The sequence below is a fragment of the Tamlana sp. I1 genome, assembly GCF_015355625.1.
In the GTDB taxonomy this organism is placed as follows: domain Bacteria; phylum Bacteroidota; class Bacteroidia; order Flavobacteriales; family Flavobacteriaceae; genus Pseudotamlana.
The window spans coordinates 1-25,965 of the sequence record NZ_JACLAF010000020.1 but is presented as its reverse complement, the minus strand read 5'-3'; the positions used below and the strand labels follow the sequence as shown (position 1 = coordinate 25,965).

23 protein-coding genes are annotated in these 25,965 nt (G+C 34.4%); 10 read left to right on the top strand and 13 right to left on the bottom strand.

The features are described from left to right. Positions 1-8 precede the first annotated feature (8 nt). From menD to H6X70_RS15900, 4 genes are all read right to left on the bottom strand, one after another. Complete coding sequence (gene menD / locus H6X70_RS15915) at positions 9-1,772, bottom strand: 2-succinyl-5-enolpyruvyl-6-hydroxy-3-cyclohexene-1-carboxylate synthase (RefSeq protein ID WP_194768690.1); 1,764 nt, start codon at positions 1,770-1,772, stop codon at positions 9-11. A 47-nt stretch (positions 1,773-1,819) separates the two neighbouring features. After that, positions 1,820-2,935 (bottom strand): chorismate-binding protein, encoded by a 1,116-nt coding sequence (locus H6X70_RS15910; RefSeq protein ID WP_194768689.1) that lies wholly within the window; start codon positions 2,933-2,935, stop codon positions 1,820-1,822. A gap of 5 nt (positions 2,936-2,940) precedes the next feature. After that, positions 2,941-3,366 (bottom strand): PaaI family thioesterase, encoded by a 426-nt coding sequence (locus tag H6X70_RS15905; RefSeq protein WP_194768688.1) that lies wholly within the window; start codon positions 3,364-3,366, stop codon positions 2,941-2,943. 110 nt (positions 3,367-3,476) lie between these two features. Then, positions 3,477-4,148 (bottom strand): hypothetical protein, encoded by a 672-nt coding sequence (locus H6X70_RS15900; RefSeq protein WP_194768687.1) that lies wholly within the window; start codon positions 4,146-4,148, stop codon positions 3,477-3,479. A gap of 257 nt (positions 4,149-4,405) precedes the next feature. Here H6X70_RS15900 and H6X70_RS15895 point away from each other — a divergent pair, with 257 nt between their 5' ends. After that, positions 4,406-4,774 carry a hypothetical protein gene (locus tag H6X70_RS15895; protein WP_194768686.1) on the top strand — a complete coding sequence of 123 codons (369 nt, stop codon included), beginning with the start codon at positions 4,406-4,408 and terminating at the stop codon, positions 4,772-4,774. Here the strand turns inward: H6X70_RS15895 and H6X70_RS15890 are convergent. Both H6X70_RS15890 and H6X70_RS15885 read right to left on the bottom strand, forming a co-directional pair. Then, positions 4,763-5,710, bottom strand: coding sequence for an NAD(P)H-dependent flavin oxidoreductase (locus H6X70_RS15890; RefSeq protein WP_194768685.1), 948 nt, complete (start codon positions 5,708-5,710; stop codon positions 4,763-4,765). The genes H6X70_RS15895 and H6X70_RS15890 overlap by 12 nt on opposite strands. A gap of 85 nt (positions 5,711-5,795) precedes the next feature. Beyond that, positions 5,796-7,028 carry a class I SAM-dependent rRNA methyltransferase gene (locus H6X70_RS15885; protein ID WP_194768684.1) on the bottom strand — a complete coding sequence of 411 codons (1,233 nt, stop codon included), beginning with the start codon at positions 7,026-7,028 and terminating at the stop codon, positions 5,796-5,798. A gap of 224 nt (positions 7,029-7,252) precedes the next feature. On the opposite strand from H6X70_RS15885, the gene H6X70_RS15880 reads away from it, so the two are divergent. Next, a complete protein-coding gene (locus H6X70_RS15880; protein ID WP_194768683.1) occupies positions 7,253-7,945 on the top strand; it encodes a Crp/Fnr family transcriptional regulator in 693 nt (230 codons plus the stop codon). 150 nt (positions 7,946-8,095) lie between these two features. Further along, the gene (locus H6X70_RS15875; protein WP_194768682.1) at positions 8,096-8,626 is read left to right on the top strand and encodes a hypothetical protein; all 531 of its coding nucleotides are present in this window, start codon (positions 8,096-8,098) and stop codon (positions 8,624-8,626) included. A gap of 91 nt (positions 8,627-8,717) precedes the next feature. Here H6X70_RS15875 and H6X70_RS15870 read toward each other — a convergent pair whose 3' ends face one another. Together H6X70_RS15870 and dnaK are read right to left on the bottom strand one after the other, a co-directional pair. Continuing rightward, entirely contained in the window at positions 8,718-9,230 is a 513-nt protein-coding gene (locus tag H6X70_RS15870; protein WP_194768681.1) for a lipocalin family protein, read from the bottom strand. Positions 9,231-9,402: 172 nt separating this feature from the next. Next, a complete protein-coding gene (gene dnaK, locus H6X70_RS15865) occupies positions 9,403-11,307 on the bottom strand; it encodes a molecular chaperone DnaK (protein ID WP_194768680.1) in 1,905 nt (634 codons plus the stop codon). 477 nt (positions 11,308-11,784) lie between these two features. Here dnaK and H6X70_RS15860 point away from each other — a divergent pair, with 477 nt between their 5' ends. From H6X70_RS15860 to H6X70_RS15835, 6 genes are all read left to right on the top strand, one after another. Continuing rightward, positions 11,785-13,278, top strand: coding sequence for a lipase (locus H6X70_RS15860; protein ID WP_194768679.1), 1,494 nt, complete (start codon positions 11,785-11,787; stop codon positions 13,276-13,278). Continuing rightward, complete coding sequence (locus tag H6X70_RS15855) at positions 13,275-14,570, top strand: GDSL-type esterase/lipase family protein (protein ID WP_194768678.1); 1,296 nt, start codon at positions 13,275-13,277, stop codon at positions 14,568-14,570. Before H6X70_RS15860 ends, H6X70_RS15855 begins: the two co-directional genes overlap by 4 nt. Beyond that, the gene (locus tag H6X70_RS15850; protein ID WP_194768677.1) at positions 14,563-16,221 is read left to right on the top strand and encodes an MBOAT family O-acyltransferase; all 1,659 of its coding nucleotides are present in this window, start codon (positions 14,563-14,565) and stop codon (positions 16,219-16,221) included. The genes H6X70_RS15855 and H6X70_RS15850 overlap by 8 nt, the downstream gene beginning before the upstream one ends. 1,077 nt (positions 16,222-17,298) lie before the next feature. After that, entirely contained in the window at positions 17,299-18,720 is a 1,422-nt protein-coding gene (locus H6X70_RS15845; protein ID WP_194768676.1) for an L-serine ammonia-lyase, read from the top strand. Positions 18,721-18,877: 157 nt separating this feature from the next. Beyond that, positions 18,878-19,696, top strand: coding sequence for a 3-methyl-2-oxobutanoate hydroxymethyltransferase (gene panB / locus H6X70_RS15840; protein WP_194768675.1), 819 nt, complete (start codon positions 18,878-18,880; stop codon positions 19,694-19,696). Positions 19,697-19,750: 54 nt separating this feature from the next. Continuing rightward, positions 19,751-20,455 (top strand): RluA family pseudouridine synthase, encoded by a 705-nt coding sequence (locus tag H6X70_RS15835; RefSeq protein WP_194768674.1) that lies wholly within the window; start codon positions 19,751-19,753, stop codon positions 20,453-20,455. A 766-nt stretch (positions 20,456-21,221) separates the two neighbouring features. Here H6X70_RS15835 and H6X70_RS15830 read toward each other — a convergent pair. The 4 genes from H6X70_RS15830 to H6X70_RS15815 form a co-directional block, all read right to left on the bottom strand. Then, positions 21,222-22,046, bottom strand: a complete 825-nt coding sequence (locus tag H6X70_RS15830) for a sensor histidine kinase (protein ID WP_228530403.1) — start codon at positions 22,044-22,046, stop codon at positions 21,222-21,224. Positions 22,047-22,596: 550 nt separating this feature from the next. After that, the gene (locus H6X70_RS15825; protein ID WP_194768673.1) at positions 22,597-23,094 is read right to left on the bottom strand and encodes a hypothetical protein; all 498 of its coding nucleotides are present in this window, start codon (positions 23,092-23,094) and stop codon (positions 22,597-22,599) included. Positions 23,095-23,144: 50 nt separating this feature from the next. After that, the gene (locus H6X70_RS15820; protein WP_194768672.1) at positions 23,145-23,870 is read right to left on the bottom strand and encodes a hypothetical protein; all 726 of its coding nucleotides are present in this window, start codon (positions 23,868-23,870) and stop codon (positions 23,145-23,147) included. Between the two features lie 15 nt (positions 23,871-23,885). Continuing rightward, positions 23,886-24,395 carry a hypothetical protein gene (locus H6X70_RS15815; RefSeq protein WP_194768671.1) on the bottom strand — a complete coding sequence of 170 codons (510 nt, stop codon included), beginning with the start codon at positions 24,393-24,395 and terminating at the stop codon, positions 23,886-23,888. A 460-nt stretch (positions 24,396-24,855) separates the two neighbouring features. Between H6X70_RS15815 and H6X70_RS15810 the strand changes: the two genes are divergently transcribed. Beyond that, entirely contained in the window at positions 24,856-25,362 is a 507-nt protein-coding gene (locus tag H6X70_RS15810) for a hypothetical protein (RefSeq protein ID WP_194768670.1), read from the top strand. A 237-nt stretch (positions 25,363-25,599) separates the two neighbouring features. Here the strand turns inward: H6X70_RS15810 and H6X70_RS15805 are convergent. Beyond that, the coding region (locus tag H6X70_RS15805) for a transposase (RefSeq protein ID WP_228530402.1) at positions 25,600-25,965 on the bottom strand (366 nt) is incomplete at its 5' end.

The window sequence follows — 25,965 nt, the reverse complement described above, 5'->3', positions numbered from 1 at the left end:
AACAGATTCTATTTTATATATTCAAAATAATCTAGAAGCACTTTATCATTAACCTTTTTTGGGGTGAAAATTTCTAACACCTTTGGTTTTGTTCCTTCGGAATAAAAATTGGTTAAAGCAGATTCTAATTTTGCTTCATCTGAAACAGCTTCATAAGCTAAACCATACATTTTACATAAATGTTCGGCTGAATATTTATGATTGGTTTCAAAATAAGTGTCGAAATTCTCTGTGTTTTTATGTCCTGGTAAGATTCTAAAAATACCACCACCTTCATTATTAACAATGATGATTCTAAAATTATTAGGAATATGATTGTTCCAAAGCGCATTGCTATCATACAAGAAACTCAAATCGCCAGTAACCAAAACCGTAGGTTTATCTGGTCTTGCAACCGCACAACCTATTGCTGTAGACGTGCAACCATCAATACCACTTGTGCCACGATTACAGTACACTTCAAGAGTTTTGTTTACTTTAAATAATTGCGTATATCGAATGGCCGAACTGTTTCCAACCTGTAAAATATTCGCGTCTGGAATCGATTTTAATACCGTATTAAAAACTTTAAGATCAGAAAATGGGATTTCAGATAAATAGGCTTTATGCTTTTCTACACGTTTTGCTTTTACCTCTGTCCAAAGTGGTTTGTAATGACTTTTTACATAATGCTGCACTTTTGGTAAAAAGCTCTCAAAGAAATGATTTGGCGTAGTTTCAATATGATTATCTAAACAGAAAAAAGTATCGTTTGCAATTTTACGATCGATGTGCCAATGATGCTTTGGTTGGTATGTTCTTAAAAACTGTTTTACCTTTTTTGAAACAATTAATCCGCCAAAAGTAATTAAGATGTCTGGACGTAATTCCTCTTTCTCTTCATCGGTTAAAGGTGCAATTAATTGATCGATACTAGGAAAACCGCCTTTTAAATGAATGTTAGATGTCGATTCTTTTAAAACAATAATACTATCGTCATCAGCAATTTCATCCAACCATTTTTGCTCTACGGTATTAGGTTGACATGCCCCGATAAGAATCATTTTTTTTGTAGCCACATCCCACTCTTCTAAACACGATTGAAGGATGTAGTCTTCAACATTATGCTGACTTGCTGTAACTTCAATGGTTTTTGGCGAAACAGAAAGGTTTTCAACAGTTTCATAAAGAGGTTCATCAAAAGGGACATTTATATGTACAGGTCCTTTTTTCATCACAGCCATATTAATAGCTAAGTTAATTTCTTCCTCGTTATAAGATTGAATACTTTTTTGTAAACCTAATAAACGTTCAAATTTATCTTCAAGGTTCATTAAAACAGGCAGATGTTCATTTGAAGGAATGTGCTTTTCGTCTTTTAAATCCAATTTTAAATCGGTTGAAAATAAGACGTGTTTATCAAAAACATTTTTCTGAATTATGGTTTGTCCATCCCCTATTCCAATTAGATGCTTTGGGCGATCTGCCGATAAAACTACCAACGGAATGTTGCTATAAAACGCTTCGGCTACTGCTGGAAAATAATTTAACAAAGCACTACCCGAAGTACAAACAACGGCAGTGGCTTCTTGTAATTGTTGTGCTATTCCTAAGGCAAAAAATGCTGCGCAGCGTTCATCTACAATACTATAACATTTAAAAAATGGATCGTTTGTAAAACCTATAGTTAACGGCGCATTACGGCTACCCGGAGATATTACAATATGTTTTACACCTTTGGATTTACATAGCTCAATTAAAGTTTGAGCGAGAGGAATTTTTGGATAAGTCATTTAATCTTATAATCTTGGTTACAAACCAAAAATAAGAAATCGATTAATTAAATAACACTTTTAATCACTAAAGATTTTGAAACCGTTTCTAACCACTCCTTTTCGGGGTTCGAATTTATGGTAATTCCGCCGCCAACATAAAGTATTGCCTCTTGGTTTTTAAGCTGCATACAACGTAAATTCACATAAAGTTGTGTGCTTTTTCTAGATATAGAATAAGCTCTATTTTCAATATTTCGTCTTCCCGACCTTGGTGCAATTGTAGTTTCAGCATTAAGTTCGCCTAAAAAACCTGTATAGAACTCACGATTATAGTTTTCATTTTCTAAAATAAATTCTTTAGCACTTAATTTAGGTAATCCGCAAACGGCTGGTGTTGGGTGTAACGCATGCACCACAGTTTGCAAGGAAACAGATGCTTTTAATTGGGCAGAAATCATCGTTTTTAAATGCACTAAATTCCCTGCTTTTACGGTTTCAACATCGGAAGTTTTTATACTTTCGGCAAGAGGGTTTAAATTATCTAGAATAAAATCGGTAACAAATTGCTGCTCTTGTAATTCTTTATCTTGCCAAAGCACCTCTAAATTCCCCTTATAATTTTGTGTGCCCGCCAAAGCCATAATTGAAAACCGTTTGCCTTCAATTTTAATTAAAGTTTCTGGTGTTGCGCCAAGCCATAAGCCTACTTTAGGATGAAACCAGCAATATACATAAGCCGATTTATAGGTTTTTAATAGGTTTTTATAAATCTGTAACGGGTTTTCTTCTGATAAACTAACTGCTTCTTTTCGAGATAGGACGACTTTTTTAAACTTATTATTTTTAATAGCTTCAACACCTTGCTTAACAAGATTTATATGAAATGCTTTATCTAATTCGCTTGCTGAAGTTATCGCTTCCGCTGAAGTTATATCTTCTGAAAATTCAAAAACAGTTTCTAGTTGCTCCGAAAATTCAGTTGGAATTAATACCGTTTTTTCTGAATCATCAAACGGCGCAAAAACAAAACCTTTTTCTGAATAGTCTTCAGCAAAAAACAAATCGTTGGTGTTTTGAAGAAAACTACTAATTTTTAACGCATTAGGCTTTCTAAAAGCAACAAAAGGCAATTGGTTTGAATACTGTGTTTTTATTCGTTCAAAAAAAGCATTGGAAGTCATGTAACCTATTTAGATTTTGGCAGTGCAATAGTAGTCAATTTACACAACGAAATCAAATTATCGGCTTCATCGGTAACACGAATTTCAAACAATTGTGTGGTACGTCCTTTATGTAAAAAAACGGCTTTTGCATAAACAAATCCTGATTTCACACTTTTTAAATGATTTGCCGAGATTTCTAACCCGCGAACAAATACTTTATTGCGATCCATTAGTAATTGAGCTGCAAAACTTCCCATCGTTTCTGCCAACGCCACCGTTGCGCCACCATGGAGCACGCCATCGGGTTGATGCACTTTAGGGGTAACTGGCATTTTTCCAAGAATAAAATCGTCGCCAAAATCGATAATTTCGATGTCTAAGGTTTCCATTAAAGTGTTTTTGCAGGCTGCATTGGCTTTTTCCAAAACCATTTCTTTAGATAATTCCATCGTTTTTTACTTTTAAAGGCTTTTGAAAGCTAATATTAAGGTAAAAAAATACCGTTTCCAAAACTTTATATTTTGAAAACGGTATATCTATATTGAATCCTTTTTATTAATTATTTTTTAAACTGTGCTAAAACTTTTTTAGCATAAGGTTCGGCAACATCTGAAGCAGAACCAGGATCTTTAATCTGTGAAGCTACTACGCCAACCAATTGTTTCTTTTCTGATCTATTAATAGCGTACACTACAGTTTCAAGCTTGTAAATATCCGATTCGTAAGTTCGTTCCGAACGTGGCACATAATATCCTTCTGAGCTATATGGCGTATAAACACCACCATAATAGTTTCCAAAACCACCATAGCCGCTGTAAGCATAAGGGTAATAGCCACCAACTGAATAACCTCCAGAATCTTCAGTTCTTATGTCTGTATTAACATCTTTAATTACCGTTAAAACAACCGCTCCAAAACCATCATTTTTAAACTTTGCTACATGTGAATCAACCTCTACACTATCCATTTTTTTATTTAACTTAAGATCTGGATATTCTACATAACTTGGCACTGCTTTAAAACCAGAAGCCGATAATTGTTTTGTTATTTCTTGTTCAAACAATTGTCTTGAAGCCAAATCGTCTAATCTAGCCATAACTAATACCTTTGATTTTTTGACTGCTGATAAATCTGGTGCTTTCCATGTTTCGGTTACTTTTATTGAAGGCCCACAACTATAAAAAACACTAGCTATTAATAATGCCATTAACATTGGTACTCTTTTTATCATAATGTATTTTCTTTTAAAGATCAATTAGGTTTTTGAAATGACGATGATTTATTTTCACTTCAAATATAATCAATATGAGCTTGTGCCTAATAAATCTTAGTTAAGATTTTACCTAATTATACGCCGTGGTGCTTCTTATTAATTTTAGCACTTTCAGATAATAATTCACTTTAACGTATTTATTTAACTAAAATCGAAAATATAATTAAAATTAATTAAGAACACATACTTTTAAAATCGAATTAAACCATTTGAATATGAAACCCTTAGTATTATTTTTACTCCTTTGTTTCGGAACAATGCATAGCAGTCAAGCGCAATTTATTTCTAATGATGGTGAGCTTCATTTTGCGGCTGGCGCTTTAATATCGGGGGCAACTTATGGTGTTGTTTATGCGACAACCAAAAATAAAAAAAAAGCCTTTTGGTATAGTTTAGGCGCTGCTACTTTAGCTGGCATCGTTAAAGAAGTTATAGATAGCCAAAAGGTAAACAATAGGTTTGATGCTGGAGATGCACTTGCGACTTCGTTAGGTGGGCTAACCGTAAGTTTGGGCTTACAATTAATAATAAAGGGCAAGGACAAAAAAGCAAAACAAATGGCCGGAATTGCTTTAGTTAACTAAGCGCCTAATAATTTCTTTTACAGGCAAAATAGCCTTGGTATATTCGATGCTTGGCCCTGCAACCCAAACGGTTTTATACGTGGCTTTAGTAGCTGCGTTTTTAGTCGCATTCATACCAATTGAAAACCGTATCATTTTAACCCACTTTTTAAGACTTTTATGTTTATTTAAAACAGATTCTAACCAGGTTTGTTGGGTGCCAATTTTCTGTACATAAGGGGTATTTATTACTGTGCAAGGTGTTCCTGAGATTCTTTGAGTCATTACGATATCATTTTCACCATAATCGACACAAGCTTGCTTATATTCGTTGGTTACATTAGATTCTTCCGAAGCAATAAAAAGACTTCCTACCGAAACTCCTGCGGCTCCATAACTTAGCATTTTATCAATATCTGCTTTACAACCCACACCACCTGCCGAAATAATTGGAATAGCGCAATTTTCACACAACTCCTCTATTAAATCTTTGGGTGATTTTCCGCCACGATGCCCCCCTGCTTTACTATTTACCGCAATGATGGCATCGGCGCCCAAAGCTTCAACTTTTTTAGCAAATTTTAAATCGACTACATCACAAAACACTTTGATACCAGCTTTGTGCGCACTAATAATGGTTTCTTCGGGATTTCCTAGAGAAGTAATTATAAAATCGCAACCCAATTCGCAAATCGTTTCAAGTTGCGCTTTGTATTTTACATTCGATTTGTTTACAATCAAATTAAATCCAAAGGCACCATCTTTAGGTTTGGCGGCTTTCAATTCTTTAATGGCAACTTTTAACTCGTCTACCGTGCGGTAATTTAAAGCAGGAATACAGCCCGCAATACCACAGAGCATTGCTGCTTTAACCATATCTACATTCGACACCAAAAACATAGGCGCCTGAATAATAGGATGTTTTATATTTAAAAGTGAAGTTAGTTGGTTGGTCATGGTCTTTTTTATCAAATATAACAAAATATTATGCATGCATAACAAAAAGGTTAGTTTTGATTAAAATAGACCTGAACTACAATTACTATGAATCTATAAAACGGTAATACCCACACTTTAAATAGGCGCCTTCTGGGAAGCCAATGGGGTGATCGGTATCGTGTTCTGTTTTTAGAATTAATTTATAACGTCTATCGTTTTTATCTAGAACCTTAGCGTTAATTTCGAAAAAATCTTCGGAAAGTACCCGAGACGAGCATGACGCCAGAACCAATAAACCGTTTTTTGCGGTAAGCTTTTCGCCTAATCTGGCAAGTTGGGCGTATTTCTTTTTTGCTAATAGGATTTCTGATGCCTGCTTAGCAAAACTTGGCGGGTCGATAACCACCACATCAAAGGTAACGTCATCCTTTATAAGTGCTGCCAATTCATCAAACGCATCGCCTGCAATAATTTTATGCTTGCCTTTATATGCGTTTAATTTACCGTTTTCAACAGCTATTTCCAGGGCTTGCTTACTTATATCTAAACTTGTTACTTCTTTTGCGCCATTATATAACGCATGTACCGAAAAGCCTCCGGCATACGAGAACACATCTAAAACTGTTTTGCCTTTACTCCATAACCCCACTTGTTTGCGGTTGGCACGATGGTCTAAAAAATAACCCGTCTTATGTCCTTTTATAACATTTGCGGAAAAATTAACATTGTGCTCTACGAAATGAACAACTTCATTTTCTAATGTACCGTAAACCACTTCTCCATTGGAAAGTTTGTGCTGTTTTGATTGCTCTAAGCTTCGAGATAAACGCACAACAACCGTTTTGGCTTTTGAGGTTTTTTGTAAACTTGCTATAATGGTTTCAATATATGGCAACCATATTTCAGAATATAATTTAACCACCAAAACCGAAGCATAAACATCGGCTATTAAACCTGGAAACCCATCATTTTCACCAAATAATAAACGGTAACTGTTTGTGTTTGTTTTTAATAAACTTTTACGTTTTTTATAAGCTTCTTCTATTTTATTTTGAAAAAAAGCGGTGTTAATTTCTACTTTTTCATAACCGCTATGAAGCATTTTAATACGTATTGGTGAGTTCGCATCATACAGCCCCAAACCAATCACACGGTTTTTACTTTTCCCAAAAATAATAGCCAAATCACCCGACTTTGCGCCGTCGTTAATTTTAATAATATTATTTGAAAACACCCACGGATGCCCTTGCAAAACAAACTGTTCGCCTTTAGCATTCAATTTTACAGCCAGCCTTTTGGGTTGATTTTTGTTTTCAATTTTTGGAGAAAAAAGCATAATTCGATTTTAAAACAAAAGTAGTCGTTTTTATAATTTATTTGACTTAATCGCTTTTATAATGCGTGTTTATATTCCTTTATTTGGAATTATTAAAAATTTCATAAATGCAACATTAAATGCAGCATACTGATTATTAAATGATTAAATTTACATCTCTCTAAAAATTACTAGCAGCATTCCCAAATTATTTATTAGCCTATTTACTTAAGTGCTGTAATATTATGATGTTAACCCATGCCAATGATGGTTTAAACGAACTAAAAACAAATCCTTTATTTAAAGATGTTCCTGAAAGTGCATTAATCCAATTACTAGGTCATGCCATTATAGAAACATGGCCAAAACGGCTTTGCTTTTTAGGCAGCGCCAAAACCATTCATCAATTTTATATTATAACCTCTGGTCGTATAAAAGTTTATTTTTATAATGCTGAAAAGGACCGTAAAATAACATTGTTTATCATCACAAAACATGATGTTTTCGATTTGTATCACCTTTTCAATTGGGATCATCATGATGTTTTTTATGAAACTTTAGACGACATTCAAGTCTTATCTATTCCTTTACCCTATTTGAAACAATGGATGCTTAATCATATATCATTTTACAAAAACGCATTGCAATACATCATGCTTAAAATGAAGACTTTAGAGAACTATGTTACAAGTTCTAATTTAGATACTACAGCTACCCGATTAGCTAAATTACTACTACAACACACCAATGAAACAAGTCAAAAAATTGAAATCATAAATGGCTTACCCCATAAAGAATTAGCACAATTGATTGGAACAACTCGAGCTGTTTTAAATAGAAACATCCAACAATTTAAAGAAGATGGTATTATTGATATAAAAAACAAGCATATTAAAATTACCAATATGAACTTGCTTGTAAATAAATCGAAAGAATAAATATTTTTTTTACATAAAACATTACCAATGTGCGACTTAAGTAGCATTTTACTTGCATTATTATATTTAACTTGCAATATCTATTAAAATAGCTTTCTCCCTCAAGAATGGATTATTTATTAACAAAGTGTTTAATTTAAATCTATTGCTATGAAAAATTTTTTAATTGGTCTATTTACTCTAGGGTTTACCACCCTAATGTTCTCTCAATCAAGTTTCGAGTCTGACGACTTAATCTTACTAAAGTACAAAACTGTTACCGCTGTTAACAGCAATTATTTCAGTGCTGTTTTAGAATCAAAAATGGCTAAACGTATTTATTCGCTAGAAAGTAAGGTCGCACAGTATGATATTACTAAGGAAGCTATTTACGATAATAAAACAAGCGAATACCGTGTTACTTTTGAAGAACAAGACGATTACAGTGGAAGCATTACTGCTAGTTTCGATGCAAAAGGTAATCTTACAAAATCTTTCGAACGTTTTAAAGATGTTACTCTACCGTATATAGTTAGGAATTCGGTTAGTAGCCACTACCCTGGTTGTGTTTTTAAAAATAATATCTATTTCGTGAATTACTCCCATAATAAAGGAACCGAAAAACTTTATAAAATTAAAGTGGTTACTGCCAATGGGAAAAATAAAACATTAAGAGTTGACCCTCAGGGCAATATTTTATAAATAAGTGTTATGCTATTAGTGAAAGGCTGTATGAAGCGTTTATTCAATTTTTAGATAAACTTTTCAAACAGCCTTTATTATTTAATTATTTCTACCGTTCGAACGTAGCAATACTTTTTACTGTTGTAATTACATTTACGCCATCTACGACGTTTTCTTCAACTTGATCTACTTCTAATACTAATTTATCATCTGTAAGAAAGAAGATATCGGCCATATGCTCTTCACCATTATTCGTGATGATTAATTTATTGCCTTTAACTTCCCAAGTGCCACTTTCAAGAAATTGAAAATCTTCAACATATTCTGTTTCTGTTTCTCCTGCAAAAGTAAAGGTGATTTCTAAATTGCAACTACCTTCAGAGTCTACGGTATTTGGAGATTCATTAAAGGTTAAGGTATTAGTCATATCATAAGCTTCACCTTCAAAATCAGTTGTAATTGGAAAGCCTTGAACCGAGGTTTCAAGAGTGCCTTCATAAGTTAAATCGGTGATTAACCAGGTGCCTACCAAATCGCCTGTAAATTCAGAGTCGCCATCGTCATTCGAGCACGATGATAATACTAATGTAAATACCGAAAATAAAAGGATTAATTTTTTCATAAAAAAGGAGCTTTAAGTTTTCCTACAATATTACAAGAATTAGATTTATAAAAAAAACGCAACCAAATTAATGATTGCGTTTAGTTTTATAGAGTAAGATTCCTGCGAAAGCAGGAACCTTTTATTTATTTTACTTCTTCGAAGTCTATACTTCGACTTCGCTCAGTACAGGCTACTTGACTTCTTCGAAGTCTACGTCTTCAACGTCGCTGTTTTCAGATTGCCCGCTTGCACCAGCATCTGGTCCTGGAGCTTCTGCACCGCCTTGTGCTTCAGCTTGCGCTTTGTACATTTCTTCGCTAGCTACTTTCCAAGCTTCGTTAATTTTATCTAAAGCAGGGGTAATTACCGCGATATCTTTAGACTCATAAGCTTTTTTCAATTCTTCTAAAGCTTCAACGATTGGTTGTTTTTTATCTTCAGATAATTTATCACCAAACTCTTCTAATTGTTTTTCAGTTTGGAAAATCATAGAATCAGCTTCATTTAATTTCTGAGCATTTTCAGCTGCAGCTTTATCTGCTTCAGCATTTGCTTCAGCATCAGCTTTCATCTTTTGAATTTCTTCTTCAGTTAAACCAGAAGATGCTTCAATACGAATATCTTGGGTTTTATTTGTTGCTTTATCTGTAGCCGATACTTTAATAATACCGTTAGCATCAATATCAAACGTTACTTCAATTTGAGGTGTACCACGTCTTGCTGGTGGAATACCATCTAAGTGGAAACGTCCAATTGTTTTGTTATCGGCTGCCATAGCACGCTCACCTTGCAATACGTGAATTTCTACTGATGGCTGATTATCTGCTGCTGTAGAGAATACTTGCGATTTCTTAGTAGGAATGGTTGTATTCGCTTCAATAAGTTTTGTAAATACATTACCCATAGTTTCAATACCAAGAGATAAAGGCGTTACATCTAAAAGTAATACATCTTTAACATCTCCTGTTAATACACCACCTTGGATACCTGCTCCTAAAGAAACAACCTCATCTGGATTTACACCTTTACTTGGTGTTTTTCCGAAGAATTTCTCAACAGCTGCTTGTACCGCAGGGATACGTGTAGAACCACCTACTAAAATAACCTCATCGATATCAGATTTTGATAAACCTGCTGCTTTTAAAGCAGACTCACATGGCGCGATAGTACGTTTCACTAAATCGTCGATTAATTGCTCGAATTTAGATTTTGTTAAAGTACGCACTAAGTGTTTTGGTCCACTAGCAGTAGCTGTGATATATGGTAAGTTGATTTCTGTTTGTGCAGAAGATGATAATTCAATCTTCGCTTTTTCAGCAGCTTCTTTTAAACGTTGAAGTGACATTGGATCTTTTCTTAAATCCATGCTTTCTTCAGTTTGAAACTCATCAGCTAACCAATTGATGATTTTCTCATCAACATCATCACCACCTAAGTGTGTATCACCATCTGTTGAAAGTACTTCAAATACACCATCTCCTAATTCAAGGATAGATACATCATGTGTTCCTCCACCAAAATCGAATACTACTATTTTTTGGTCTGTTCCTTTTTTATCTAATCCGTAAGCTAAAGCTGCAGCAGTAGGCTCGTTAATAATACGCTCTACTTTTAAACCTGCAATTTCTCCAGCTTCTTTAGTCGCTTGACGTTGCGAATCGTTGAAGTAAGCTGGTACTGTAATTACAGCACGAGATACATCTTGACCTAAATAATCTTCAGCTGTTTTCTTCATTTTTTGAAGAATCATAGCCGATAATTCTTGAGGTGTATATAAACGACCGTCAATATCAACTCTAGGTGTGTCATTATCACCTTTTACCACTTTATATGGTACACGTTCTGCTTCTTTTTGAGATTCAGAATATTTATTTCCCATAAAACGTTTAATTGAATAAACAGTTTTAGTTGGGTTTGTTACTGCTTGTCTTTTCGCTGGATCTCCAACTTTAATTTCTCCGCCTTCAACAAAGGCAATTACAGATGGTGTTGTTCTTTTCCCTTCTGCATTAGGAATAACTACAGGCTCATTACCTTCCATTACAGAAACGCAAGAGTTGGTTGTTCCTAAATCGATTCCAATAATTTTACTCATAATATTTTATTTGTTTATAGATTTCCGTCTTCACGGAAACATGTGTTCATTTTTAATTTCGAGTTGTATAAGTCAATCTTTGTGCCAATTCAAAAATACTGACAAGCTGTCACTTTTAATAAAAATGGCGTATTTTAGAAACAGCTACACAATGTTTATTTTAGCTTTCTAAATAGTAGTGCTTTACCTTTTTATTCGATTAGTCCGTTTTCATAAAAAAACACAAAATTAATTATACTATTAACTTCTATTAAAAAATAGAATATAACGCTCTTATATGTTTAAAAGCATTTTGAATACTAGCAGCCTCAAACCTATTTTTTTATCATATACTTTTATAAAAAAATTTATATTGAAATATATTTAAAAATGCTACCCCAAATACAGGTTTATTTCCCTTGGTTTTGATAATTATAGTGAAGACATGTATCTTTATAGCCAAATGCCGATTTGTAACCCTCTTAATTTTAAGCAGATTTGAAATACACGCCACTAAAAATTTCCGTATACCTGGTCATTATTTTATTGATCCTCTTCGGAATTACCTTCTTTTCAGAAGCTAAACAATTACAAAACGGAACTTTTGAAGAAGGCTTTTTCATTGGAGATGTGGCTATAAAATATCCGAAATCTGCAACCTTTCTTCAAACAAAAAAGGCTGAAACCCCACAGGTTAAATCCTTAGACAGTATTGTTAATAATGTTGAAGCACTTATAACCATTTCTGAGGAAGAAGATGAAAAAGAAGAAGTTGCCGTTAAAGTGGAAAAAGCACCTGCTCCTAACCTAAAAAAAATAGACACTTCTAAAGTACAACGTATTCATTACCCTGAAAACAAAAAAGAATACTTAGAAAAATTACGTGCTAATTTATCGTCAGACCAATGTCGCATCATTCATTATGGCGATTCACAATTAGAAGGCGATCGTATTTCTGCCTATGTTAGAAACAGATTGCAAGGATTGTACAGCGGAAATGGCCCTGGATTTGTTCCTATAGTTCAGGTTTACGAGCAAATTAGCAACGATGTAGTCCCTTCTGAAAACTGGACGCGTCATGCGTATTTTGACAGAAGAGCAGACCTCTTTGAACATAAAAAATATGGGGCCTACACATCCTTATCACGATTTACCCAAGTTTACGATAGCATAAACGATGCGCTTTTAGATTCACTTCCTACTACCAAAGCAAGTATTTATATTGGTGTGCCATCTAAGCCTTATAACCGATTAAAAAAATTCACGCGTATTGGCTTACACTACGGAAATTCGGTAACACCAACCACCATAAACGTTTATAACAATGGAAATTTAATTAAAACCGATCAGCTTATAAACGATGGCAACTACCATAAATACGCCATAAATTTCCCTGAAACACCAACCGCTTTAAAAATCGAGTTAGAAAGTAAAATAAGCCCCGATTTTTACGGCCTCACCCTCGATGGCGAAAAAGGCATCAATCTAGATAACGTGGCCATGCGTGGTTCGGCAGGAACTGTATTTGCAGGTGCTAACAGTCAAGTTTTTGCACAAATGTATAAAGCTCTAGATCCTAAACTTCTCATTTTTCAATACGGCGGAAACTCTGTACCTTATTTTAAAGATTCGCTTCATGTTAAGAAATATGTGGGCTATTTAAAAAATCATGTAAATTGGGTAAAACGTAAATCGAACGATGCCAGTGTCCTTTTTATTGGCCCTGGCGATATGTCTACCACTCAAAATGGCGAAATGGTAACCTATCCCCTTTTACCGTATTTAAATGAAACACTAAAAGAAGTTTTTACTAAAGATGGTGTTGCGTATTGGAGTATTTATGAAGCCATGGGTGGTAAAAACTCGATGCCGTATTGGGTAGACCAAAGATTGGCAGGAAATGATTACACACACTTTTCGCCTTCTGGAACAAAAATTATTTCAGAAATTCTTTTTCTGTCCTTGTATTTAGACCTAACTGATAACAAATGAAAATAAAGTTATTAGCTCTTACCTGTTTGGTAACTACGTCTATATATGCGCAACATTACGTATTGGATAGCATAAAACCAAGCTTAGGTCATCTTATTCATTTTGAAGAAAACACTTTAAAATTTGCTGATAAATCACCAACATTTCAACAGTTTTTTAGAACTTTAGATAGTCTTTACGAAGGCAAAAAAGAAAAACTACACATCATGCATATTGGGGGTTCTCATATTCATGCCGATATGTATTCCAATAAATTAAGAACCTATTTACAAAACATGAATGCTGTTGCTATGGGGCAACGGGGTTTTGTATTTCCGTACCATCTTGCTAAAACCCATAATCCGTTAAGCTATAGGGTTACAGCAACTAAAGGCAAATGGCAGGGTTACCGATGCTCCATTAAATCCGATAGCATTGCTTGGGGCTTATCAGGCATTACAGGCACTTTTAGCGATAAATTAGATACCATCACGGTTAAATCAAACCATAAAAACTATACCGCTAAAAAATACGATTTTGATAAATTAAGAGTGTTCTACAACACTTGGAAAAACGATTATACCTTAAGCGTTATCGATACGGCTTTAGTAACATCGGATACTATTAACTACGCTAAAATGTATAAAGAGTTTCGGTTTAATAAAACCATCGATTCTATTCAGTTAAAGCTTCAATTAAAAAACACTACTACTGTAAATCATGAATTTGCCATTATGGGTATGGAGTTTTTAAATAACAATCCAGGCATAGAATACACAAGCATTGGCGTAAATGGTGCCAGTTTTAAATCTTATAAGCGCTGCGCCTATTTCGAGCAGCAATTAGAACTTTACAAACCCGATTTATTTATAGTTTCTATAGGCACTAACGATGCTTACATGCCAGAGAGCCGCTTTGATGCCGAGGAATATAAAAATAATTACAAGGCATTTTTAGATGAAATTCAACGCATCAATCCAAACTGTGCTATATTACTAACCGTTCCTAACGATAGTTATTACAAACGCAAATACCCAAACCCAAATACCATAAAACAACAACATATTATTTACGAACTTGCGCAAGAATACAACATGGCTGTTTGGGATTGTTTTGCGGTAATGGGCGGTTTAGGCTCCTCTAACCAATGGTATAAAAACAAACTTATGCTTAAAGATCGGATACATTTTAATAAATTAGGCTACAGCGTAAAAGCCGATGTATTATTAAACGCATTTGTAAACGCTTGGGCAAAATCAACCGGCAAAGATGCCACGCAATTATTAAATCATTTTAAACATTTAGATGAATAGGCTTTACGACATATTTACATTCTCGGAAGAATTTCCTTTAATTTTTACACAAGTTAATTTCTGGATATTTTTTGCTGTTGCCTACACCTTGTTTGGCTTATTTTATAAAAAAATAAAACAGCGAAACGCTTACCTTTTTCTTATTTCGCTTTTCTTTTACTACAAAACCAGCGGACTATTTATAGGGATTTTAATATTTAGTACCATTGTCGACTTTTTTATAGGCCGAAACATTTATAACAGTGAAAATAAAAACAAACGCTACCTATTAGTCACTCTAAGTGTGATTACCAATTTAACGGTACTCTGCTATTTTAAATACGCCTATTTCTTTACCGATTCGGTTAACATGTTGTTTCATACCGATTATCAAGTAGTCAATTGGCTTGCCGAATGGGGCAATCGTTTTAATGATCAGAGTTATTTTACCGTCGATAAAATTATCCTTCCCGTGGGGATTTCATTTTACACCTTTCAAACCATCAGTTATTCTGTAGATATCTTCCGCAGAAAACTAAAACCACTAGATTCCATAATAGATTTTGGTTTCTACGTGAGTTTCTTCCCCCAACTGGTGGCTGGACCTATTGTTAGAGCCGAAAATTTTGTGCCACAAATTTCGGCACCTACCATTTTAACCAAAGCCGATTTTGACAGCGGGACCTTCATGATTTTAAAAGGTCTGATTAAAAAAATGATTTTTGCCGATTTTATAGCCATGCATTTCCTAGATCGCGTATTCGATGCGCCCGAAATGTTTTCTGGTTTCGCAAACGTTATGGCCATGTTTGGGTACACCCTCCAGATTTATGGCGATTTTTCAGGTTATACCGATATTGCTATTGGGCTTGCCCTTTTAATGGGTTTCAAGCTACCCGTAAACTTTAATTCGCCTTATAAAGCCATCAATACAGGCGATTTTTGGAGGCGTTGGCACATCTCATTATCAACCTGGCTACGTGATTATTTATACATTCCATTAGGCGGAAACCGAAAAGGTTCTGTGGCTTCTTACATCATTTTAAGCATCATTATTTTAGGCACTTTATATGCCTACCAAGATCTAACTGTTGTGTTTGTAACCCTAGGTATTTGCCTAGCTATTTTCATCGCTTCGCTGTATAGTAAAACGGTCGAAAAACAAATCAATACCAACATCAACCTCATGCTTACCATGCTAATTGGTGGTTTATGGCACGGCGCTTCATGGAAGTTTGTCATCTGGGGTGGCCTTAACGGCTTAGGCATCGTAGTTTATAAATTCTGGCGCAAAATTAGTCCGTACGAAAACTACAACCAATGGTTTGTACGTTGGTGGAAAATCCTTGTAACCTTAATATTTATCACTTTTACACGCATCTATTTTAGAGGCGAAAGCATGGAACATATTGCAAAATGGTACACCCAAGTGGCGCATCATATGGACTGGCATTACGCTTGGGATATTTTGGTAAGTTATAAAGCCGTTTTCCTCGTTATGCTTTTAGGTTACATCACGCATTGGCTGCCAACATCTACCAAAACACGCATTGAAAGCCTATATGCCAACAGCCCAATTTACGCCAAAGTGGTAGTTTCTGTAGTGGTTGGTATTATATGTTATCAAGCCTTTTCAACCGATTTTCAACCTTTTATTTATTTTCAGTTTTAAAAATCACTTCGACAAATTCTGTGTGGCATGGTTACTCCTATTTGTGTTTTCATCTAAATTGATAAGCAAAAACTCCAATTTAGCACAAAAGACAGTTAAAAACCACGATGTCAGTCTGAACCTGTCGAAGACATTGCTTTTTTAATATAATACGAATAATGGCTAATAAAGTAACCCATTAATTCAAAAACACTTCGACAAGCTCTGTGTGACAAACAAATCCTATTTGGGTTTTATCTAAGTTGATAAGCAAAAACTCCAATTTAGCACAAAAGACAGTTAAAAACCACAATGTCAGTCTGAGCCTGTCGAAGACATTGCTTATTTTTTAGAATACGAATAATGGCTTATAAAGTAACCCATTAATTCAAAAACACATCGACAAGCTCTGTGTGACAAACAACTCCTATTTGTGTTTTCATTTAAATTAATAAGCAAAAACTCAATTTTAGCACAAAAGACAATTAAAATCCACGATGTCAGTCTGAGCCTGTCGAAGACATTGCTTATTTAATTCAAGTTTCGAATCAACAATCATTTAGAATTAAAACACCATATTTTAAAATTTGGGCGCAACCCTAAGGGGTCGGGCTATCCGCTGCAATCTTTTTTCTCCTTCCTCGAAAAAAGGATTTCCGCTACTATCCCTTGCGCGAAAAACAAGAACATCCATATTATCCAATGCTTGAACATGATTAATACAAATTAATATGTTTACACTAAAGAATCTTTCAGGTTTTAAAAGCATAACTGTTTGAAAAATTAAAATAGGTATAGTTTAAATTTTCCTGAAAACATTAATAAAACTTGCTCCTCTCTTCTTTTTGAAGGAAAATTTCAATTTCGTCGAAATTAGGAGGGTTAAAAGGATATAAAACATAAAACTTTTCATCTTCTAAAATAGTGTTATAAAAACCATTCTTTTTTACACTCCAAACATCTATGATGCTTACCCCAGTTCATCATCTAATTCATCTATTTTTTTACAGGGTTTTCTTTCCAAAACCATAGTCTTTTCAACTAAAAAACCACCTTAAAAATCGGTATATTTACATCAACTTAACTTTGATATAAGCTATGGAATGTATTTCTGTTTTCGACATGCTTAAAATTGGTGTTGGCCCCTCTAGCTCACATACTTTAGGACCTTGGCGCGCTGCCGAACGCTGGATAGCCGAATTAAAAAAAGCCAATCTGTTTGATAATGTCGAACAACTAAAAGTTGATTTATACGGTTCCTTATCCCTAACAGGAAAAGGCCATGCTACAGACTTCGCAGTAATACTTGGTTTATCAGGCGCAGACCCTGAAACCATACCAACCGAAGATATTAACCGCATTATAAGCACCGTTAAAAGTGAAAACACATTAAAGCTTAATAATGAAAAAACAATTCAGTTTAATCCGAGTGCTGACATTGTTTTCAACAAGAAATTTTTACCATTTCATGCCAATGGCTTAACATTTTCGGCAATTGTTAAAGGCAAAAAACACAAATCGACCTTCTACTCTATTGGTGGCGGATTTGTTGTTAAAGAGAACCGCAACAATTCAAAAAAGAATTTTGAAATTAAATGTGCCTTTCCTTACCCAGTCGATAAAGGTACCGAACTGCTTCATGCTTGTAAAACAACACAAAAATCGGTTTCCGATATCGTTCTTGAAAACGAAAAATCCATCCGTCCAGAATCAGAAATCGACTTCGAATTAAAACGCATTTGGGATACTATGTTAGACAGCATGTATCTGGGCTGCCATACCCAAGGCACACTTCCTGGCGGATTAAATGTACACCGACGTGCTTTCGATATTCATGAAAAACTAATCGGTTCTGCACCTTATAACACGCCTGTAGAATGGATTTATGCCATAAGACAAACTGAAGTGAAATTTAGACAAATCCTTAAATGGGTGAGCTGTTTTGCTTTAGCGGTTAACGAGGTAAATGCCTCCTTAGGTCGTGTAGTTACTGCGCCCACTAACGGCAGTGCAGGCGTAATTCCTGCTGTACTTATGTATTATCTGGTGATTGAAAATCACGATGGTAATTTTGAAGACATCAAACGCTTTCTACTCGTAGCCAGCGAAATTGGGAGCATCTTTAAAAAAGGCGCAACCATAAGTGCAGCTATGGGTGGTTGTCAAGCCGAAATTGGCGTTTCTTCTGCTATGGCTGCGGGGGCTTTATGCGAATTGCTTGGTGGAACCCCAGAGCAAGTTTTGGTTGCCGCCGAAATTGCTATGGAACATCATTTAGGTCTAACCTGCGACCCAATTGGCGGCTTAGTACAAATTCCATGTATCGAACGCAATGCTATGGGCGCAATAAAAGCTATTAATGCTTCCGAGTTAGCCTTAGACACCAATCCGGAAAACGTTAAAGTGCCTTTAGACAAAGTGGTTTCAACCATGTGGGAAACCGCAAAAGACATGAATACCAAATACAAAGAAACTAGCGAAGGTGGTTTGGCCGTAGGTGTGCATCTTAGTGATTGTTAATTAAAGCAAAACATGCAGGTTATAACAAATCTATAATCAATGGTGTTACTTTTAAAAACGTGGTAGTCAATAACAAAACCATACATTGAACTCCCGTACATTTTACCAACTAAAACAATTTGTTTTAGTACTTTTGTACCTCTAAAAATTTTAAGAAATGTCCACAGCTCAAAAAGAATACAAACGTGTTACCGTGAAAACTTTGGTTGATATGAAAAACCAAGGTGAAAAAATATCGATGCTTACTGCCTATGATTATACCATGGCAAAAATAGTCGATGGTGCCGGAATTGATGTCGTTCTTGTGGGCGATTCGGCAAGTAACGTTATGGCAGGACATGAAACCACCCTACCCATTACTTTAGATCAAATGATTTATCATGCTTCTTCAGTAGTGCGTGCTATTCATAGAGCTTTAGTGGTAGTCGATTTGCCTTTTGGAAGTTATCAAAGCGACCCTAAAGAAGCTTTGCGTTCTGCTATTAGAATCATGAAAGAAAGTGGTGCACATTCTGTAAAATTAGAGGGTGGAAAAGAAATAAAAGAATCGATTAAACGTATTCTAAACGCAGGTATTCCTGTTATGGGGCATTTAGGGTTAACCCCACAATCCATTTATAAATTTGGCACTTATACCGTTCGCGCTAAAGAAGACGAAGAAGCCAAGCGCCTTATTGCCGATGCTAAAATGTTAGAACGCATTGGCTGTTTTGCCATTGTTTTAGAAAAAATTCCTGCCAAATTAGCCAAGCAAGTTGCCGAAAGCGTAAGCATTCCTATTATTGGGATTGGCGCCGGCCCAGATGTAGACGGACAAGTTTTGGTTTTACATGATATGCTTGGTATGACTCACGAATTTCATCCCAGATTTTTACGCCGTTATTTGAATTTATATGATGATATGACTTCGGCCATCTCACAATATGTAGATGATGTTAAAACTAGAGATTTCCCTAATCAAAGTGAAAAATATTAGTGAACCATTTTCTTCTGAAGATCGCTGCATTTAGTAACTATCCAAAACCCTAAAATGTCTAAAGTTTTATCTAATAAATCCAATCTTCAAGTGCTTTTTGAAGACAATCACATTATTATCGTTAATAAACGGGCTGGGGATATTGTTCAAGGTGATAAAACAGGCGACAAACCTTTAAGCGACGTTGTAAAGGAATATATCAAAGATAAATACAACAAGCCTGGCAATGTGTATTTAGGCACGGTACACCGCTTAGACAGACCCACAACAGGACTTGTTATTTTTGCTAAAACAAGCAAAGTCCTTCCGCGACTTAATAGCCTATTTCTTTCTAAAGACATAAAAAAAACCTATTGGGCAGTGGTTAAAAACGAACCTCCAAAACCAGCCGATACCCTAACGCATTGGTTGGTTAAAAACCCTAAAAACAACAAATCGAAAGCGCATAGTAACGAGGTTCCTGGCAGTAAAAAAGCCATTCTTCATTATAAAGTTTTAAAAAAACTAGACCGTTACTTTTTACTTGAAATTAATTTAGAAACTGGTCGACACCACCAAATACGCTCACAATTAGCAACCATAGGTTGTGCTATTAAAGGCGATTTAAAATACGGTTTCGATCGCAGTAATAAAGATGCCAGCATTCACTTACACGCTAAACATATCGAATTTATCCACCCTGTGAAAAAAGAACCTGTTTTGGTTGATGCCCCTCTACCCGATGATGTAGTTTGGAAAGCCTGTTTATTTGATAGATGATGGTTGTTGGTGAAAATTAGTCTTTAGTCTTTAGTCTTTAGTAAAAATAAACTTTCTTCAATTAGAAAAAATATACATTAGACGGTAGACAAAATTAGCAATTAGCAATAGTCAAAATTAACTAATAACCAAAAACCATCAACCAATAACCAATAACCAATAACCAATAACCAAAATATTAATCTAGCAGTAAACGAGCTAAAGGCCGAGGGCAAAAAGCCAACAGCGAATAGTGAAAAACCAATAACCACCAACCAATAACTAAAAACCATAACCTAACTCCATTAAAAAGGCTTCGACAAGCTCTGCCTGACATTTTCGGAGATCAAATGAGATTTTTTATATAATCGGTAGACAGTAGACGAAATTAGCAATTTCCAATTAGCAATTAGCAATTAGCAAATTAACCAAAAACCATCAACCATCAACCAATAACCAATAACCAAAAACTAAAAACTAAAAACTAAAAACCCAAATATTAATCTAACAGTAAATTAGCTAAAGGCAAAAGGCAAATAGCCAACAGCGAATAATCAATAGTCAAAAGTCAAAATTAACTAATAACCAAAAACCATCAACCAATAACTAAAAACCCAAATATTAATCTAGCAGTAAACTAGCTAAAGGCAAAAAGCCAACACCGAATAGTGAATAGTCAATAGTGAATAGTGAATAGTGAAAACTAATAACCAAAAACCAGCAACCAATAACCAGCAACCAACAACTAATAACCAATAACCAAAAACCAGCAACCATCAACCAATAACTAATTCGGATACCGTATCTCCAAACGTACGCCTTCATTAAGTTGGCTTTCTAGTTTTAATTCGGCTTTGATTAAATGGGCGCGACTTTGCATATTTATAATTCCGGAGCCTTTTTTAATTGTTTTTTCATCGAAACCTTGGCCGTCGTCTTTTGCCGTAATTATTAAAAGTTCAGGGAGGAATTCTAGAGTTATTAGAATATTTTTCGCTTTTGAGTATTTTACCGAATTCGATAAAAACTCCTGAATAATCCTAAACAACACGATTTCATTCTTTTTATTTTCAATTTCGCCAGGTTCGCCAATAATTTCTAATTCAGCGGTATCAAAGCGCATTCTTCTTAAGCGTTCTATTTCGTTAACTAGTGCTTTAATAAAACCCATATCCGAAATCACTTCATTATTCAAGGTTTTGGCTAACGATCGTAATTCCGATAAACTTAATTTTACAGTTTCGGCAAGCTCAGAAATTTCAGCCTGAATCTGTGCAGAACCGTTGCGCTTTAAAACACTTAATTGCATACTAGCAAAGGTTAGAGATTGTCCAACATTATCATGCAACTCCATGCCAATATTTTTTAAAGTTTGCTCCTGAGTTTCTGTTTGCGCATGGGTTATTTCTTCTTGAATGGCTTGTTTTTGTAGCATGCGCTCTCGGAAAAGCTTGTTTTTTCGAATAATAAACATGACAAAAAAGGCAATTACTAAGCTTGTTACAATGATTAAAACAGCAATCATATAAAGCAGCAAATAGCGTTCGGCAGCTGTACTTGCCAGCCTTCTTCCAGAATCTATAATAAAAAACCAAGGCATAAATAACATCATAGCGCTACAAAAATATAAATTTCATCGCTGAAAAAAGGAAAACTAAACCTATAGAACTCCTGCTTACGCTATAAATCGTATTAAAACAATAGCTCATTAGGTTGAAGCTGTAAAGCTAAGGCTAATGTTTAAAATAATACAACTGCGTGTCTATTTTGTTGTTCTATTAAGTAAATAGTGTATCGAAGATGTAGCTGGCATCTAGGGTGCTTCATTAAAAGATGTTATATACAAACAATCTTATTTATAATTTGTAGAGTATTTTATATTATGTATACATACATGTACATTATATGGATTTACAATTAATTTCGTTAAACTAGTTGATGCTTTTTCTAAATGAGTACTTAAATTAAGTATACTTCGTCAAGCCAAATACAACATAGTAAGAGCAATTTATGTTTTAAACCAACTAAACGTAAAGACCTTTCATTATTAAACAAAAACAGCAGTAAAACTCAATACTTTTAAAAGTAAAAGTTTTACTGCTGATATAAAATGTTATAACATGGATTTATCCCAATTGTTTATCTCCAAAAGGTTTAAATAATTATAAATTATAATCACCTGTTCCTCCATGTCCTCTATTTAAAGGACTTACAGGGATATTACCGCTATTACCAAAACTAAAATTTATAGTACTGGCTTTAGAATAATTTTCGCGACCCGTTGGTGCAAAAAACAAGGTGTTTTGCCCATCTTTCTCTGGGTAAGCGGCTAAATACACACGTACACCATCCATGGTATACCCTTTATCTTGAGCTTCTTGTTCGGCGTAAGCCAAATAATTACGTAAATCCTCTAAAGACCACCAAAACGATTGGTGCTGGTTCTCAAATTTAGAAGCCCCTGCTTTATTAAACAAGGCGGCATTTTTTTCTTGCCAAGCCTTATTTAAATCTTGGGCTTCGTCTGTTGTAATCACTCCCTCTGGAATGTAAAAACTGGTTTGGGTTTCGCTTTCTTGCTCATCTTTAGAGCAGTTTAACAAAAATAAGCAAGCACATACACAAAGGCTTAGTTTTTTTAATGTAATAAAATGTTTCATAATTCTGGTTTTTATTTCGTACAAAACTACAAAATTTTACGCACAAAAAATCAAGTTCTTTTTGGTGGTTTACACCAGATTAACGCAAAAGTAAATGTTAGGTACATGAATAAGTTTGCGAGGATGTAAATTTGATTTCTTAAAAACTTATAATTCCAATCTCTAATTGGATTACCTAACTCATAGGTATAATAAATATCATAAAATGTTAATGGCGTGATGACCAACCACCACATAAAAATAGCTGCAGAAATATAAAAATATAACGATTTATAAAAATGTAAAATTTTATCACTTAATAAAGTTTCAATAAAATAAAGAGAAGTACATAATAAAATAATTCCTGCCCCAAACACAAATACGGCATCATAAAATTGGAAAAAAAACACCTCCCGATTCAAACCTATATATAGGATAGAAAAAAGTAGAAATATAATAGAACTTACGAAAATTATATTTTTAAACAATTTTGTAGATAAAATTTTATGATAAAAAAAAGAAAAAAACAAAGGAGCTCCAATATCCCAAAACAAAGTATAAAGCCAATGATTTTTTTCGAAAATAGTACCTACAAGAAAACTTAATATTTTATTAGAGTCTACAAATCGAGTATAAAGACAAAAAAGCTCACAAAAAGCAATATATATTAAAAAAAAAATAAAATATTTGGCAGCAGTACATCTATATCTATTATAAAAAAATATACCAGTACCTGCTGCCAAAAGCTCTACTCCATGAGTTAAAAAACTATAATGTTTTATTAAAAAGTCGCTCACAAAAACAATTATAGGTTAATAGCTCCCTTCCCCTCCTTGCCCTCTATTCAGTGGGCTTACAGGAATATCTTCATCATCACCAAAAAAACTCAAGTTTAAAGTAGCAGCTTTAGCCTTGGATTTGTTACCAGTAGGCACAATAAACATAGTGGATAGGTTTTTTTTGGTTTGTCCAGCGTTTTTACCATAAACTCCTAAATACACACGAACGCCCGTCATGGTGTAACCCAAACTATCCGATTGGTTTTTGGCATAGGCTAAGTAGTTTTCAATTTCTTCTAAAGAGAACTCTGTAGAACGGTTGTCCTTTTTTCTACCTTGTTTTGCGGCTGCAGAATCCACGGCTTTTTGTCTGAACTCCGTCCAGTTGTTATTTAGTTCTTTGGCTTCATCAATGGTAATTAAACCCTTTGGCTTTACAATTTTAGTTTCGGTTTCGTTTGCCGCAACAGGTTTTACACAGAAATAATAAGTTAAAAAGGCTCCAACAATGAAACCTAAAATAGCGTAGGCTAATTTTTTCATTTTAATAAAATTTTGGTTAATGGTTAATAAAAGCTAAAAGTAGTAAAAAGTTTCAAGACTGTAAGATTTTCACTAATAACATCTGGAGGCATCTTTATTCTATTCTTAATTGCACTTAAACTTCAGCCTAACAATTTCTAATCATTCAAAAATAAACAGTGATACAAAAGTATTTAAGCCACCTAAAGCCAATAAGTCTTAACGCGTTTCTTAACAAAACAAACTCTAATTTGGAGAATGGCGTCTTTTTAGCTAAGTTTATATTAGGTTAATAAAATAACCCGAGTGTTATAGAAAAAAGAATCAAGCATCGGAGAATTGCTTCTAAAACAGTATAAAAGACTAAATAAAAGTAAGCAGAGGCCGTTTCTTTATCGTATTATTAAATCACATATTAAAATTAATTAATTGAAAAAATTTCAATGAACTCTTTTCAAATCACACCCTTAAAAAAAATATTATGAAAAAAACTGTATTATCAATCGTTACTTTTGTTGCTCTTTTTATTGTTTCTTGTGAAGGTCCGCAAGGCCCTCCAGGAGCCGATGGAATATCCATAGACATTGTTGGGCAAACCTATGAAATTACAAACGTTAATTTTTCGGCTACCCAAGATCTTGAACGCTTTTTCTTCCCAAATAACCTTGTTGATGGCGATGCGGTTTTAGTATATCGCTTAGAAGGTGTCGATAATGGTTTAGATATCTGGGAACCTTTACCTACGGCCACTATTTTCTTTGACGACGGAGGCTTTTTTCAATACCGTTTTAATTACACCATAGGCGATGTTGATATTATTGCCGAAAGTGATGACCTAAATGCTATTGGAGCTGATTTAATGTTAAATCAAACTTTTAGAATTGTGGTGATGCCTTCTGATATGGCTGCTACTATTAATACCAACAAATTAGAAGACGTGATGAAGTATTTGAATATAAAAGAAATGGATATTCAGAATATAAAATAAAGCATCCTAATCTGTTATTAAAACCCCACTTTTTAAAGACTTAAAAAGTGGGGTTTTTAGTTAGGCGCATTCAGAATTTAGCTTACTTACATAATAATCAAATATAAAAACCAAGAATTGATTAAATATCAGTCTTGGTTTTTTGTTTTTTTATTAAAATCTTGATGTATTAGAGTTTTTAGGTGCTAATTGAACATAGCATAGCTATCCCTGTAAAGTTTTTAAAACAACTAAAATCTAGGCAGCTTTTTGAACTTGGCTATTTTGTTTTCGTCTACCTATTTCCAGAGCATTGGCGGTATGTATTCCGAAGAATATCCAGAGGGCTTCGGTGGCTTTTGTTTTAGCTTTTATGCGTTTGAGATGGTAATATTCCTTTTCCTTTCCAAAACTCCCTTCTAATCTGGTTGCCCGTTCCTTGGTAATTGCAGCCTTAAGTTGGTTCTCCTGCTTATAGTTTTTAGGAAGCTTCCCTTTACGCTTGAAGTCCGTTTTGATATTGTTTTTAGTCACAAAATTCCTGTTCTTATTTGTGGCATATATAGCATCTGCACCTACTATTTTTACTTTTCTTTTTGTTAGTGATTGTGCTTTGTAAATAGA